At 58.5% G+C, this 15,478-nt stretch carries 14 protein-coding genes and 1 tRNA gene; 11 read left to right on the forward strand and 4 right to left on the reverse strand.

The window, feature by feature from the left end; genetic code table 11:
- Positions 1 to 102: 102 nt before the first annotated feature.
- The 3 genes from leuC to M2447_RS12855 all read left to right on the forward strand — a co-directional run bounded on the left by leuC (position 103) and on the right by M2447_RS12855 (position 3,933).
- Positions 103 to 1,524 carry a 3-isopropylmalate dehydratase large subunit gene (gene leuC, locus M2447_RS12845; protein ID WP_277511045.1) on the forward strand — a complete coding sequence of 474 codons (1,422 nt, stop codon included), beginning with the start codon at positions 103 to 105 and terminating at the stop codon, positions 1,522 to 1,524.
- Positions 1,525 to 1,619: 95 nt separating this feature from the next.
- Entirely contained in the window at positions 1,620 to 2,225 is a 606-nt protein-coding gene (gene leuD / locus M2447_RS12850; protein ID WP_277511046.1) for a 3-isopropylmalate dehydratase small subunit, read from the forward strand.
- 256 nt (positions 2,226 to 2,481) lie between these two features.
- Positions 2,482 to 3,933, forward strand: a complete 1,452-nt coding sequence (locus M2447_RS12855; RefSeq protein ID WP_277558926.1) for a hypothetical protein — start codon at positions 2,482 to 2,484, stop codon at positions 3,931 to 3,933.
- Positions 3,934 to 4,046: 113 nt separating this feature from the next.
- On the opposite strand, the gene M2447_RS12860 is transcribed toward M2447_RS12855, so the two are convergent.
- The 4 genes from M2447_RS12860 to M2447_RS12875 form a co-directional block, all read right to left on the reverse strand.
- Entirely contained in the window at positions 4,047 to 6,422 is a 2,376-nt protein-coding gene (locus M2447_RS12860) for an exo-beta-N-acetylmuramidase NamZ domain-containing protein (RefSeq protein WP_277558927.1), read from the reverse strand.
- Positions 6,423 to 6,746: 324 nt separating this feature from the next.
- Positions 6,747 to 8,546, reverse strand: a complete 1,800-nt coding sequence (locus M2447_RS12865; RefSeq protein WP_277558928.1) for a hypothetical protein — start codon at positions 8,544 to 8,546, stop codon at positions 6,747 to 6,749.
- A 151-nt stretch (positions 8,547 to 8,697) separates the two neighbouring features.
- Positions 8,698 to 10,017, reverse strand: a complete 1,320-nt coding sequence (locus tag M2447_RS12870; RefSeq protein WP_277511050.1) for an MFS transporter — start codon at positions 10,015 to 10,017, stop codon at positions 8,698 to 8,700.
- A 183-nt stretch (positions 10,018 to 10,200) separates the two neighbouring features.
- A complete protein-coding gene (locus M2447_RS12875) occupies positions 10,201 to 11,124 on the reverse strand; it encodes an EamA family transporter (protein ID WP_277511051.1) in 924 nt (307 codons plus the stop codon).
- A 373-nt stretch (positions 11,125 to 11,497) separates the two neighbouring features.
- Here M2447_RS12875 and M2447_RS12880 point away from each other — a divergent pair.
- The 8 genes from M2447_RS12880 to M2447_RS12915 form a co-directional block, all read left to right on the forward strand.
- A tRNA-Ser gene (locus tag M2447_RS12880) sits at positions 11,498 to 11,589 on the forward strand.
- Between the two features lie 73 nt (positions 11,590 to 11,662).
- Entirely contained in the window at positions 11,663 to 12,934 is a 1,272-nt protein-coding gene (locus M2447_RS12885; RefSeq protein WP_277558929.1) for a site-specific integrase, read from the forward strand.
- A gap of 93 nt (positions 12,935 to 13,027) precedes the next feature.
- Complete coding sequence (locus M2447_RS12890) at positions 13,028 to 13,258, forward strand: hypothetical protein (RefSeq protein WP_277558930.1); 231 nt, start codon at positions 13,028 to 13,030, stop codon at positions 13,256 to 13,258.
- Between the two features lie 179 nt (positions 13,259 to 13,437).
- Positions 13,438 to 13,767, forward strand: a complete 330-nt coding sequence (locus tag M2447_RS12895; protein WP_277558931.1) for a hypothetical protein — start codon at positions 13,438 to 13,440, stop codon at positions 13,765 to 13,767.
- Positions 13,764 to 14,324 carry a hypothetical protein gene (locus tag M2447_RS12900; protein WP_277558932.1) on the forward strand — a complete coding sequence of 187 codons (561 nt, stop codon included), beginning with the start codon at positions 13,764 to 13,766 and terminating at the stop codon, positions 14,322 to 14,324. Before M2447_RS12895 ends, M2447_RS12900 begins: the two co-directional genes overlap by 4 nt.
- A gap of 176 nt (positions 14,325 to 14,500) precedes the next feature.
- Positions 14,501 to 14,857 (forward strand): hypothetical protein, encoded by a 357-nt coding sequence (locus M2447_RS12905; protein WP_277558933.1) that lies wholly within the window; start codon positions 14,501 to 14,503, stop codon positions 14,855 to 14,857.
- 21 nt (positions 14,858 to 14,878) lie between these two features.
- Positions 14,879 to 15,226, forward strand: a complete 348-nt coding sequence (locus M2447_RS12910; RefSeq protein ID WP_277558934.1) for a hypothetical protein — start codon at positions 14,879 to 14,881, stop codon at positions 15,224 to 15,226.
- The coding region (locus M2447_RS12915) for a hypothetical protein (protein ID WP_277558935.1) at positions 15,207 to 15,478 on the forward strand (272 nt) is incomplete at its 3' end. The genes M2447_RS12910 and M2447_RS12915, both read left to right, overlap by 20 nt.

Here is a 15,478-nt window from a genome sequence, read left to right on the forward strand (position 1 = left end):
GACAAAATGAGTATTTTTTGATATTGCAAGAATCTGCTATCCTGCGTCGCAATTTATTCGTTTTTTCCGCGTATTTTTAACACAAATCCGATTCTGCACATTATGCCAAAAACACTGTTCCAAAAAGTCTGGGAGGCGCACGCCGTGCGCAAGCTCTCGAGCGGCCACACCCAGCTCCTCGTCGACACGCACCTGCTGCACGAAGTCACCAGCCCGCAGGCGTTCGGCATGTTGCGCGACCTCAACCTGAAGGTCGCCATGCCCCACCGCACTTTCGCGACCGTCGATCACATCATCCCGACCAATCCCGGCGCGTGCGAACCCTTCGCCGACCCGCTCGCGCAGGCCATGATGGACGCCATCCGCAAAAACTGCCAGGACAACGGCATCGTGTTTTTTGACCGCGCCACCGGCAAGCAGGGCGTCATCCACATCATCGCCCCCGAGCAGGGCATCACGCAGCCCGGCATGACCATCGCCTGCGGCGACTCGCACACCTCCACGCACGGCGCGTTCGGCGCGATCTCGTTTGGCATCGGCACCACGCAAATCCGCGACATCCTCGCCACGCAAACCATGGCCATCTCGCCACTCAAGGTGCGCCGCGTCGAGGTCAACGGAAAACTCGGACGGGGCGTTTACGCGAAGGACGTGATCCTGCACATCATCCGCACGCTCGGCGTCAACGGCGGCACCGGCTACGCCTACGAATTCGCGGGCGAGGTGCTCGACAACATGTCGATGGAGGAGCGCATGACCGTGTGCAACATGTCCATCGAGGGCGGCGCGCGCGTCGGCTACGTCAATCCCGACGAAACCACGTTCGCCTATCTCAAGGACCGCCCCTACGCCCCCAAGGGCGCGGCATGGGACGAGGCCGTCGCCCGCTGGAAAGCCTGCGCGTCCGATCCCGGTTGCGCCTACGACGACGTTGTCAAAATCGACGCCGCCGACATCGCTCCCACCGTCACCTGGGGCATCAATCCCGCCGAGGGCATCTCTATCAACGAAAACATCCCCGATCCCGCGACCGCGGCTACCGCCGAGGAAAAGGCGGAAATCGAGGAGGCGCTCGCCTACATGAAATTCACGCCCGGCGCGCCCATCAAGGGCACCAAGATCGACGTCGCGTTTCTCGGCTCCTGCACCAACGGACGCCTCACCGATTTCCAAGAGGTCGCCAGGCACATCAAGGGCAAAAAAGTCGCGCCCGGCATCCGCGCGCTGGCCGTTCCCGGATCGCAAGGCGTCGCGGCGATCTGCCGCGAGCTCGGCCTCGACCAAGTCTTCAAGGACGCCGGCTTTGAATGGCGCGACGCCGGCTGCTCGATGTGCCTGGCAATGAATCCCGACAAACTCGTCGGCGATCAAGTCAGCGCCAGCTCCTCGAACCGCAACTTCAAGGGCCGCCAGGGCAGCCCGACCGGACGCACCATCCTGATGAGCCCGTTGATGGTGGCCGCCGCCGCCATCGCCGGCCACGTCGCCGACGCGCGGGAAGTTTTCCCCGAAGCGAACAACTAACCGCATCTGCATCCGACAAATCGGTCTGACCGGGCCGATCCGGCCGATCCGAAGTCCACATTCCGCATTCCGAAATCCGCATTCCACATTCCACCATGTCCCTCGCAAAAATCACCCAAGTCACCGGCCGCGCCGTTCACGTGCCCGGCAACGACATCGACACCGACCGCATCATTCCCGCGCGTTTCATGAAATGCGTCAGCTTCGACGGCCTTGGCCAGTATCTGTTTTACGACGTGCGCCACACGCCCGACGACAAACTCACCGGCCACCCGATCGACAAACCCGGGCACAAAGGCGCGACGATCATGCTCTCCGGCGCCAATTTCGGCTGCGGCAGCTCGCGCGAACACGCGCCGCAAGCCATCCACAAGGCCGGATTCCGCGCAATCATCGCGGAGAACTTCGCCGAGATCTTTTTTGGCAACAGCACCACGCTCGGCATCCCCTGCGTGAACGCAAAACATGAGGACATCGCCAGGGTCGCCGCCGCAATCGAGGCCAACCCGCAGCTCGAGGTGACGGTTGATGTCGAGCGCCTCGAAGTGCGTTTCGGCGATCAAAAAATCCCGGTCACAATGCGCGAAAGCGCGCGCGAGGGCCTGGTTGCGGGCCGCTGGGATGCGATTGGCGAACTCCTTGAAGCCAGGGAGGCAACCGCCGCGCTCGCCGCGAAATTCCCCCACATGGCCGCCTCGTGAGCGGTGCTCCGGAAGCGCCGGCCCCCCGGCCCGGCACCCCCGCGCGCGTTAATTTTCTGGAACACTGCCCCGCTTTGGGAAGTCATCAACGCACTTCCGAAACATGCCCGCGCGCACCGGCTCCCCGCCAAAACTGCGGCGCGGACATGTTTTTCTCCGCCCTGCGGCACACGCCTCAAACAAAGAAATTACAACTCAACTAGAAAGTTTGCTCGCAACTTTTCAATAAGCCGACACTTCTAGGCAATTCGTCTAAATGAAACCGACTCTCCCGCGCACACTTGTTTTCGCTCTATTTGTTGGCACCGGACTCTTGGTGCACGCCCAGGATAAAACGCCTGTCACGCCCGTTGAATACCTGCGGCCGATGAAAAACAGCTTCTCGATCGGCGTCCGCATGATCGGCGGCGCCAAGGTCACCTTCGGAGGCAACCTCGGGGCAACCCCGTTTGCCGTGTCCCGAGATAGAGTCAACGCCGGCGGATACAACAACGGCACGATCTCCGCGGACGACAAGGATGCCGCCAACGGGGATCGCCCGGCCTATTCGGATAACACATGCGTCAAGTGGAACAGCATACCCGGTGGCGTCGAGGGCCGTTATTACACCATCATACTGGATAGCGACGGCGAGGCCGTTCGCGACGCAAATGGCGATGTGGTCATCACGGGCAATTATGTCTATTACAACAAAGACGACACCAATTGGAATCACTACACAAGAAACTGGTCCTACTCGGGCGACAGCGGCCAGTTAAGGGACAACCCCGACAATTCCAACTACCAGCAAATTGGCATGAGCGCCTTCTCCTCGCGAGGCTCCACGGACACGGTCACTGCGGAGGATCGCAGAAATCCCGGCGTCGAACTCTCGATGGGACGCGTCATCCAACGCTTCAAACATTTCGAATGGGGCATCGGCGTCAGCTTCGCCGTCTCCGAATTTAATGCCAAAACCCGCCAGTCCGTGAACGTAAAACTCGATTACATAACGGATTGGTATGATATTTATACCACCGGTGACAAATTTGCCGGCACGCCGACAAAAGGCAAACTCAAGACACATAACGACGCCTCCAGTTTCCCCAATATTTTTGTCCCCACGGAAAGTGATGACGAATACCAAGACTTAAAATATACTTACACGGACAGCAACGGCAGTGAAGTTTCTGGCTACACCGCCCTGGAGACAACAAACCCCATCGGCAACACCATCGCTGCCACCGAGCAATCCGATTTGAGTGATCCCGACGGGGATAAATTAATGGACGGCACGGCCGACGGCTACTGGCAGGTCAAGGGCGTGTATTACATGCTGCGCCTCGGCCCGATGGTGCGCATTCCGATCGGCAAACGCTTCTCGGCCTATCTCAGCGGCGGATACATGGCCGCCTATGTGGGCTCCAAATTCCGCTACGAGGAAAACGTAAACGTCCCCTATGGCTCAAGCTCGATAAGCACCGCCTACACGGAAACTTACGCAAACGGATATTCGTATACCATAGATACCAAGAACAACCAGAAATACCTCGGCGGTTTTTATTTCGATGCAAACCTTGAATGGTGGACGAGCACGCGCACCGGCTTTTATGCCGGTGTGGCATACGAACGCCTGAATTCATACAAACAGGATCTGCACGGACGCAACGCCAACATTAAAATGGACAATGGCCTCGGCTTCCGCTTCGGCATCATCACGCGATTCTAATATTTGACTGGCATTTTTGGTAGGGCGAAGCCTCAGGCTGAGCCGAAGTTTTTCGTGCGCCGTGGCACTCTGAATTTCATGCCGTTTTCTTCGGCTCACCCTAAGGGTTCGCCCTACCTGTAAATCAAAAACTTTTCGCGGCGCTTCATGAACTCGTCCCGCTCGCCCTTCCAGAGCGCGCGGATTTCCGCGAGCGGCTTGCCCGCCTTGATCGCCTCGAGCGTCGGTTTGTGGAGGAGCAGGCGGCTGACTTTATCGACGGGAAATTGCTCCGGATACATCTGGTAAAGCGTCCTCGCCAGGATGATTCCAATATCGACCGAATTGTAAGCCTGCAAATCGGTGAGCATGATGTAAACGCCGCCACAATCCGCGCCCTTGTGGATGCTCGCGGTCGGCGTGAAACGGATGGGCGCGAAACGCACGCCGGGCAATCCCTCCGCGTTGAGTTTTTCCGCAAACGCGAGCTCGTCGATGTAGGGCGCGCCAACCTGCTCGAAGGGCGTGTCGGTGCCGCGTCCCACGGACAGCGAAAATTCCACCAACCCCACGCCCGGATAGAGCGCGGCTTGTTTCAGGTTGCGCATGTTGGGCGAGGGATTTGTCCAGGGCTGCCCCGTTTGGTCAAACCACAGGGCGCGCGTCCAATTTTCCACTTGGATGACGGTCAGTTTCGCGCCGAGGTTTTTTTCGGCGTTATACATTTTTGCGAGTTCGCCCACGGTCATTCCGTGACGCAACGGCACGCGGAAGAAACCCACAAATGTCGGCGGCTCGGCCAGCACCGGGCCCTCCACGGCGGCGCCGTTGATCGGGTTCAGTCGGTCGAGGATGAAAATTTCCTTTCCGTTTTCCGCCGCCGCCTCGATGGCCAGGCCCATCGTGGACGCGTAGGTGTAGAACCGGCAGCCGATGTCCTGAATGTCGAACATCAGCGCGTCGATGCCTTCGAGGTGTTCGGGCAGGGGTTTGCGCCGCTTGCCGAGGTAGAGGCTGTAAACGGGCAAGCCGGTTTTGGTGTCGCGCCCGTCTTCTATTTTGCTCACGTCGTGCTCGCCGCGAATGCCGTGCTCGGGGCCGAAGAGCGCCACGAGATTCACGCCGGGCGCGTTTTTGAGCAGGTCGATGGTCGGGTTGCGGTCGCGGTCGTGCCCGGTGTGATTGGTTATCAGGCCGAGGCGTTTGCCCTTGAGCGGCGCGAAGTCGTTTTTCACGAGCACGTCGATGCCGTTCAAAACCTTCGCGCGGGAAGCGGCGCGCTTGGTCGCGAGAAGCGGGGCTTCGATTCGCGCCGTCAAATCCTTGTCCGCGGGCACGCCCGGCACGCCGGCGAAATTGAAGTCGCCCACGATTTCCGCCGCGAGCGTGCCGAGGCGCGAAAAGAGCGGCACGATGTTTCCCTTGCGGGTGGGGTGGGTGCGGCTGGAGAGGAAAATATAAAATGTGCGCGAGTGGGGATCGATCCACAAAATCGTGCCCGTGAAACCGGTGTGCCCGAAGGAGCCGAACGGAAAAATCTTTCCGCGCGGGCGGCTGTAACCGCTGGCGATGTCCCAGCCCAGCGCGCGCGGCGGCAGGTCGCCGGAGGTCTGCACGCTGGTCATCAACCTGACCGTCTCGGGCTTGAAAATGCGCGCGCCGTCAAGCTCGCCCTCGTTGAGCAGCATCCGCGCGTAACGCGCCAAGTCCGCCGCGGTGGAGAACAGTCCCGCGTGCCCGGCGACGCCGCCCATCTTTCGCGCTGTCGGATCGTGGACGACGCCGCGCCACGGCTTTTTGTCCCGGACGACTTCCGTCGGCGCGATGCGCGGCAGTTTTTCCGACGCGGGAAGGTAGCCGGTGTCGGTCATTTTTAGCGGCGCGAAAATTTCGCGCGCGGCAAACTCGGACAGCGGCGTTCCGCTGACGCGGCGGACAATTTCGCCGAGCATAAAAAAGTTGATGTCGCTGTAACGAAACGCCGCGCCCGGCGGCGTGCGCGGGATTTCCGCGCAGGCCTTTTCGATCGCGGCCGCGGCGCCGCTCCAGTCCGATTTTGTTTCGATGCCGGAACGCAGGCCGGAGGTGTGCGTCATCAATTGCCGGACGGTTATCCGCTCCTTGCCCTCCCCCGCGAACTCGGGGATGTAGGTGCGCACGGGCTCGTCGAGTTTGATTTGCCCGCGCTCCACGAGCAGCATGACGGACGGCGTGCACGCCACGACTTTCGTGAGCGAGGCGAGGTCGAAAATGGTATCGGCCGTCATCGTTTCCTCCGCCGGAACCAGCGCGCGTTTTCCGAATGCCGAATGAAAACGCTCGCCGTTGTGCTCGATCCACAACACCGCGCCCGGACAGTGCCCTTGCGCAATGGCGTCATTGATGAAGGCCTGCATTTCGGCGAGTTTCTCCGGTCGCAGCGCGGATGTTCGAGGCGCTGCTTGCGACGACGCGCACAAACAGAGGCAAAGGGAGCAGAAGAGGAAAACGAGGGTGTGTTTGAGGTTCATAAGAATTTGTGCGGAATGTTTAGTCATGTGACATCGGCATTAAGGTTGGTTTTTGAGGTTTCCCAAAATCCCCAACGGGGATTCATAACTGAGCCCAGGGTCGCCGAGGAACGAGGCCACCCTGGGTATCTGGCAAAAATAATATTCAACCCCAACGGGGTTGCACAGCCACGGCGTCCAAAAAATTGTGCAACCCCGTTGGGGTTGAATATATGAATAAACCGAATTCCCGGGGTAGCCTCGTTCCTCGGCAACCCCGGGCTAAGTTGTGGAAGCCCTTCGGGCTTCTCTTGCGGCAATTCGATCATGACTGAATACCTGAGTTCATTGCGCGCCGTTCTTCTCCCGGAGTCGTTTGACCGTGTGAGCCGAGGGGGAGACGGTTTTGCGGCGGGATTCGGGCCAGGCGCTCATTTCCTCGAGCGATTCGAACAGCGCGTGGCACGCGGTTTCGTAATCGACGCCGGCCAGTTCGCTGACCAGGCGGATGCTCCGGTCGATCAGCTTCTTGTTCGATGCGTCAACGTGCGCCATCCAGTTTCCGCTAAGCCGTCCGAGTTTGCCCATCGTCGCCGTGGAGACGTTGTTCAACGCCAGCTTGACGGCGAGGTGCGCGAAAATTTCCAGGGGCGATTCGGGCATGTCCGCCTCGATGAAACAAATTTCGTCCAGCGGATTCGAGGCGGGGCGGCGCGTGCCGATCAGGATGGCCGCGCGGCGTTCGAAACCGGCGGCGGCGCGCTCGAACGCCTGGTGCCACTCGTCGCGTTTTTCGAGGTGCGCCATTTCCGCGCCCGCCAGGAAGGCGATGGCGGCGTTCGGGCGGACGGCGGTTCGCGACGTGTCCGGCTCGCAACCGATGCGGTAGGTTGCCAACCGCTCGCGGTCGATTTTCGGCGGGTTCTCGATGATGCGCTCGGCGGCGCCCATCGCGCGATAATCGTCGGGCGTCCACGTGATGCAGTTTGGTTCATGTCCGAGGAGTCGCCGCCATGCCGAGTCCGCGTCGCGAAGCGGCTCTTTCACATAGGCCCACGAAACAGGGTCGTCCGGCTCGAGCGTCGAGCGAAACGGCGGCACCTTGAATGTCGGCGAGCGCTCCGTCGTGTCGGTGAAAATGTCGAGCATGTATTCGTCGGGAAAATACGTGATGCGTCCCGACTTGGCGTAAATGTCCCGCTCGAAATCGACCCAGGCGGCCATGGCGCGAATATTTTCCGGCGAGCGTATTTGCCGGAGAAGTTGACGGAAGCGCGCGGCCCCTTGCTCGGGCGCGGCGCCCGACGGAAAAATCGCCCGCACGACAGGCTCGGGCAATCGTCCGGGGAGGAAGTCGGCGAGCGCGGCCTCAAATGCCAGCCCGGCGATGAGCAGCTCGATGGTCGTCGCCTGCATTCGCGTCGAACCGGCGACCGCCATCGGCCCCGTCGCCAGGTCGATGATGTTGACGCGCGCGTCGGTGATCACGGCCCGCGAGCGCTCGACTTTTCGGACGAGCAACTCGGCGGGATTGTTGAACATAAAATGCGCGCGCGATCCGGCGGCCAGCGCGCCGTGAATCGTGCCGATGACCGACGAGGTTTCGCCGCCTTCGCTGATGGCCACCAGGCAGTCGTTCGGCCCCATGCCGGCGTCTTGCGCCTGTCGTTGCCCGAAGGAAATATAGTCCTCGAAGGATTCGACGGAGCGGATAAGCGCGTAGTCGCCGCCGGTCATGATGGCCTGCGTTTGCGCAAGGAGCGTCGTGAAAAAATCGCGCTGCTCCGGGAAACGGGCCGCCGCGTTCGCGCAAAATTTCCGGTGCGCCGCGTCCAGCAAAATTGCGAGCCGGCCGGTGGCGCCGCAGCCGCTGAAAACAATCCGTCCGCCGCGTTGGAGTGTGTCGAGGATGTCGGCGCGCAACTTCGCGAATTCCTTCGAGGCGAGAACACGATCGGCGACGGGCGGGATGTCGTCGTCAACGCGCAGCAGCATTTCGATTCCGTCCGCCGTGTTTTTTTCGAGCGTTTGCGAAAGTGTTCGCGTGATCGGATGCGATTGCTCCGTGAGCATTTCGCCGAGGTGAAACGCGGTTTCGTTTTTCAAGAAATGTTCCGCCGCGAGGCGGGTGGATTCGGTGGGCATGTTTTTTGATATTTTCTAATTTTTAGACCACGGATTACACGGATTATCACGGATAAATACCGTAGGGGCGTCGCTTGCGACGCCCGGTTTGTCATCCGTGCAGATCCGTGCAATCCGTGGTCATGTTTTCATGTATTATTCAGTGATAATTTTATTCTTTCAGCCGGTCTTTTTTAAACGTGAACAACAGCGCGCAGAGCACGCAGACGCCGCCGATAATCCAGGCGACCGAGACGATCCGGAACGCCAGCGCGATGCCGTCGCCGGTTCCGTAAAGCCGCCCGAAATATCCGAACAGCGTCGGGGCAAACGAGCCGATGCTCATCGCCGCCAGAAGCATCAACGCGACAACCATCGCGCGGAGTTTCGGCGGCACGACATCGAAAATCGCGGCGTGGGTGTTCGTTTCGTAGAGGCCGCGGAAAAGGCCGAAGAGAAACAAAATCACCCAAAGCGTTTGCGGCGACCCGACGCTTCCGATGAGAAAAATCATCGGCACGCCGAGAAACATGACCGTGGTTTGCAGGACGAGGCGAAACGATTTCCAGCGGCGCACCAAGGCGTCGGTCAGGAAACCGCCGACGATCACGCCGATCCACGCCGCCGCGAAGTGCATGAACATGCCGTAGCCCCGCGCCTCCATTTCCGAAACGCCGAAGCGCTCCTCGATGAAAATCGGCGCGAACGCAAGATAGGCGTTGTTCACGAACACCACTGCGATGAATCCGGCCGTCAGCAAAAGCACCGTCGGGATGCGGACGATCTGCCGCACCGCGCTCCAGAAAGGGATTTTCTCGGCAACCGGCGCGTTGCTCGGTTCGTCCGGTTGCGCGTCGGAGTCCGCGGGTTTGTCGCGCAGGCGAAATATCAGAATCGCGCCCATGACGATGCCGAGGCCGCCGAAGATGTAGAAGACCGAGCGCCAGCCAAACGCGGCGGCGATGGCCGTGCCGAGAAACCCGCTGATCATCGGCGCGATATAGACGGCGCTTTGATGAATGGACAGCGCGCGCGCCCGCGTCTCCTTGTGAAAGCTGGCGATCATGGCGGTCGATGACGGCCCGTAAAACGCCTCGCCGCCCGCGGTGGCGATGCTTCGGAAAATGAGAATGCCCACGAGCCCGGTCACCGTTCCCGTGACCATCGTCGCCGCGCTCCAAAAAATCAGGCTTATGGTGATGATCCATTTTTTGCTGCACCGGTCGCCGACGTAGCCCGCGACGGGAACCATCGCAGCCATCACGAAAAACAAAAGCTGGTGACTCAGCCCGATCTGGAGGTCGTCCAGGCCGAGGTCGATTTTTATGTTTTTTGTGAGGACGCCAAAAATCGCCCGGTCAATCTGGTGGAGAAAATACGTGCAAAACAGCAGGAGCATCAACTCCCACCGGTAATTCTTGGAAAGCGGCCGCGACGCGCGTGGCGAAGGCGAGGAAGGATGCGGGGCGGGGTTTTGTTGGTTATGTTGCATGAAAAGTTTTTTTAGAAAACGCGGCACGGGCGTCACCGCCTGTGCCGATGTTCGAGGGCATTCATTCGTCCGGGAACTCCGAGGGGAGTTAGCATTAAAAATCTCGATTGCGGGATTGTGGAAGAACAAAAACGCAAAATGCGATTAAACCGAGTTTGCCCGGCGCGAAAGCGAGAAGCGTTGTTACGCGGCGCGTTTGTTTTTGCGGACGATGATAACCATCACGGAAAGGATTATAATCGCGGCGGCGGCCAAAGTGCGGAGCGTCACGGGTTCGTCCAGAATCAGCCATCCGAGAAACACGGCGACGATCGGGTTCACATACGCGTAAGTGGACACACGCGCGGGCGTGCTGTGTGTGATGAGCCACGTGTAGGTGGAAAACGCGACAAGCGAACCAATCACGATCAAATAGAAAAGAGCGATCCATGAGCGCGCGCTGAACGCGCCGATATCAATCGAGGCCGGCTCGCCGCGAGCGAAAGCGGCGACCGCGAGCATGGCGCCGCCGCAAAGCATCTGCATGGCCGACGCGCTGGATGCCGGGGCGGGATTGCGAACATGACGCGAAAGAATCGACCCGGTTGCCCAAAAGACAGTCGAGCCAATGATGGCGACGACGCCTTTCAGCGGAAGCGCACCCTCATTACTGAAGTGCTCCCAGGGCGCGACCAGCACGATGATGCCGGCAAAGCCGATGACGAGCCCGGCAATCGTGTAAGGCCCCGGACGTCGCCCGCCGGGAAACACCCATTCGATAAGCACCATGCACATGGGCGAAAAGCCGATGAGCAGCGCGGTGATCCCCGAGGGGATGTATTGCTCGGCCCAGATGACAAGACCGTTGCCGCCGAGCAGCAGGAACGCGGCGATAAGCGCGTTGTCACGCCACTGCCGCGCCGTGGCCCGGGGCGCGCCGCGCAGTTTCACAAACGCAAACATGAGGACGCCCGCGACAAGAAACCTCACGCCGGCCATCGAAAGCGGCGGCATGGTTTCGACCCCGACGCGCATGGCGAGATACGTGCTGCCCCAGACGATATAAATCGTCAGAAACGCGGCGGCGAGCGCGAGAGTGCTTGCGGATTTGGCGGATGATGCGGACATGAATAGGCTACACGTTCAGGAATACGAAATGCGCGTGGCGCAAACCGCCAAGCTTATCCTGATGAGGAACAAACAGGCAAACCTAGCAATTGCATAGAACACTAACCAAGCCGCCCAAAGTCCACAAAACAAACGGTAAAAGACCGGACGATGGACATGCATGCGCCAGTCCACGCGTGCCGAAAACCCCAACGCCCTCCCCTCTTGGCGAAGCGGGCGAATGAATACGCGCGGGTGGTGATCGCGGTTGCGGGACTTCCGCGCAATACCGCGATGGAGATTCAGGTGATTATTGGGGGCAAAGACTGAAAAAACGGAAAAATGCCTTGCGCTTCGCCCGCGCTAAGTTTTCGTAGCGCAACACCATTCTACTGGAGAGATGGCTGAGTGGTCGAAAGCGGCGCTTTGCTAAAGCGTTGTAGGGGTAATACCCTACCGGGGGTTCGAATCCCCCTCTCTCCGCCAGTTTAACTGCTGATAATCAACAGTTTAACTTTTTGCCAAGATTAGGTTGCCACGTGACGCGGCAACCTAATCGATGAAAACAAACACCGCGTTACTAGCCATCAAACCATTCAAAAACCGCAATGGCGTTACCTCATACCGCGTAAACGGATGGTTTCACGGCGAGCGAGTTCGAAAAAACTTCAAAACCCGCCAAGAAGCCGCCGCTGAAAAAAGCGCCCTCGAAATCAAGTCCATTCAGGCCGCGTCGGGCTTGCGTCCGACCGCGACCATCCTCACACCCGAGCAACAAAGCGAAGCGGAAGCCCTTTTCCTCAAAATTAAGGGGCAGAAGCATACGCATACGCTTACGTTCTATGTCGATTATGCGCTGACGAATTACAAGGAGCCGGAGTTTCAGAAACCGCTCGCCGATGCCGTCACCGAATACCGGAAATTGCGAGACGAAGACCACGCCAAGGGGCTGATTTCGACCTCGCAATGGCTCACCATCAAAAAGCACATGACCAAACTCGTTGACAGCTTCCCGCGAGTTTTGGTGTCTGATTTGAGCGCCGATAAGCTCAAAAAATACTTCAGCCGGGGCAACGCCTCGCTCAAGACCTATAACAACCGCAGAGGATTGCTCTCGACGTTCCTCAAGTATGCCCAGCAGCAGGATTGGATTGCCGTCAATCCCATCGGCAAGGTTCCGCACTATCGTATCAGCCACAAACGCGGTTCCGCCGCCACCCTCACCGTCAAAAAAGCAGCGGAATTGATGGAATACATCGAGGGTTTCCACGGCGGCAAACTGGCGCCATTTTTTGCCCTGTGCTTGTTCGCCGGCATCAGGCCCGACTCGGAGCGCGGCGAAATTGCCAAGCTCAAACCCGAGCATGTGAACATGGAAACCGGCGTCATCCACATTGAGCCGGAGGTTTCCAAGATCGACATGAAGCGCAACGTGACGATTCAGCCAAATCTCGTCGCATGGCTGCGCGCCTACCCGCTCGAAAAAAATCCCATTCTTGTCCCAAATATCAAGCACCTGCGCACCGGCATCATTAAAAAGTTTGGCCTTTCGCACGATGTATTGCGCCACACCTTTATTTCGATGCACGTTGCCAAGTTCCGCTCGATGGGCGACGCCGCGTTGCAAGCGGGCAACTCCGAGGCGATAATCCGCAAGCACTACCTCGATGTCAAAAGCCCCGCCGAGGCCGAGGCGTTTTTTAACATCATGCCATTGCGCGCAGCCTCGCAGCCTGAAAAACAAACGGCAGAAAAAACCGCACAGCCCGCGTCTGGCTCCGCCGCAGCAACCGACAAGCCCCAGGGCTCCGCGTTGCCATACGCGGCCTGATGCGTTTCTCCGGTGGGCGCGGTTTTGCCGCGCTCCACTTGGAGCAATCAAACGCAGTTGAAAGAAAACTGATGTTCTTCGTGACACCGGCACATGGGTATGGAAACCACAACGACACCATCCGCCACCTCCCTCTCCGATATCAACGGCCTGCGCTTTTGCGGGATTTTCCCGACAGGACGCGAGCCGTCCATCCGCACCTTGCGAGAATGGACACGCAATCGTCGCATCCCGCATCACCGCGTGGGGCATTTCGTTTATTACGACCTTGCCGAAGTCGCGCTCCACATCCGCACGAAACTTTTCGTGCCAGCGCGCGGGTAAAAACAAAACAATTCAATAATAGTTTTCCCAATGAACGCCGCATGCGCCGCACATGCGGCGTTTTTCTTTTTTATACATATAAATCTCATTCAAAACAATTGGGGCAAATCAACACAGAGGCGCGCCCCTATTATGTATTCATAAGCAGGAGCAGGATGCAGGGCGAAACAACCACGCCCATGAATATACAAAATAATAAAACCAATCATCAGGACACACCAGCCCGCGCGTCCGCCAGCGACGAAGCGTTTTTCGCAGACCCTATTGACTCGAAAGCCGAGGCCCGCGCAATGACGTTGGAAGCACTCACACATGTCCTGCTTTGGATCTCCGAAGGAAGCACGCTCGTGCAACGCGGCCTGCGCTCGACCATCGTGCTGCGTCAAGTGCGCCCCGACCTTATCGGAGGCATGACCTTGGAGGAAATCGGCGAACAGGCCGACTGCACCCGGCAGACTATTCACAAACTCGCGGACGACTTTCGCAAAAGCATGGGACTCTCATTATGAAAACAGAAATAATCATATCTGCGGATACACCGACAAAGCACTCCGCCGCGTCCGCCATTTCAGAGATAAACCGCCTGCACGCAGAGGCGCAACGGCTTACCGGCGAGTCCCGAAGCTCACTCGATGCCGCGCTGACAGCCGCATGGCGCGCGGGGAAACTCCTCATCGCTGAAAAAGCGAGCATCCGCAGACACGCCGGACGCGGCGCGTGGCTGCCGTGGCTGAAGACTTGTTTTCATGGCGGAGTGCGCACCGCGCAACGCTACATGCAATTTGCCCGGCGTGTTGACTCACCGGACGCATTGTGCGGGCTCGGCTTGCGCCAGGCATATTTGCGACTTGGGATTTCCATGTCATCAAAGACTTCTCCCGATCCCCAGCGTGCCCGCTCGCTGAAACGCCCAACTCATGCCATGCTTGCAGCAAAGCTGATCCGATTGCTTCGCAATAGAAAACATAATGGTTCCAGACTCGGATCGCTCATTCACCCTTCGCCAGAGCTTGATACTCTTTATACATTGTTGGGCGAGTTGTATGAATCAACAAAGCACGTCTGAAAATGAGATGATGTTTGCATGGGCATCCGTGCAAAAATGAAAAAATCGCGTTTTTATTCCGAAAAAACACGGAAACATCCAATACGCGGAAAAATAATCAGGGCAAAATGGCGGCATGATTTCCCCTGATTTCGCCGCCATCGGCGGAGGACGGGATGAATCGAAAAACTCCCGTCATGAAAAAACTCTCCACTAAAATACTCCGCACGGTTTTCACGCTCGCACTCGCGTCGCTCGCGACACTGATGGCAACACCCGCGCACACCGCGCAAATTACGTCCATCACGATCATCGCGCAAATACCCACACAAGTGAAAACCGGTTTCCAATACGGTTTGGGCATCCTCTTTATGATCGGCTTCATTTGGGGCGTCATCAATATTTGGACGGGAGCCGACCGCCTCAAGAAAGGCGACGCTGACGGTAAGATGGGCATTGTTTCCGGCATCATCATCGCCGGTGCCGCCGCGATCATGGCCGCGCTCTTCTACATATTTGGCATGAGTGACGGCGCGCTGACTCCGCAATTCTAACAAAACCGCACCGCCATCGTCATGAGCGCCGAACTGCGCATCACCGACACAAACAGCGCCAACGACAGCAAGGGCCGCGCGCTTGGTTTCGAGGGCAACGACTTCGTTTATGTTGTTGTCGGCATCGTCGCCGCCATCGGACTTTTTCTCGTTCTCTATGCAATGCTGGGCGCGGCGCCTGTCATGGCGCTTGTGTTTTCCGTGCCGGTATGCGTTGGCCCGTTTTTATGGGTAATGATGTTTCGCCGCAACAAGCCCGAAGGTTACACCGAGGATTTTTTCGATGAACTCCTCAACAAAGAGGGCTGGAGTTTCGCGCCGCAAAGCCAGCCGGCACCCGTAATCCGTCATGAAAACCGCCGCGCCTAATGGATACTTTGCCGAGGGTTTGCTCATCTACGGCACACTCGAAAAAGGCGGAATCGCTAGCAAAGGTTTCTTGCTGCAACCGCCCGATTTGCGAGGAGGGAGCGTTGCCCAACTAAACGCCTATCAAGACAAAATCCGCAGTTTGCTCGCGGCTCTTTGGGCTTACCCTCGAATTGCGGACAGTGGCGCAGACGGGAAAGGGAGATCAGTTGTTAAGTTTTTCGAAGTCAACCGGGGAAAGATATCCGAGTG

This window comes from Ereboglobus sp. PH5-10, assembly GCF_029504735.1.
In the GTDB taxonomy this organism is placed as follows: domain Bacteria; phylum Verrucomicrobiota; class Verrucomicrobiia; order Opitutales; family Opitutaceae; genus Ereboglobus.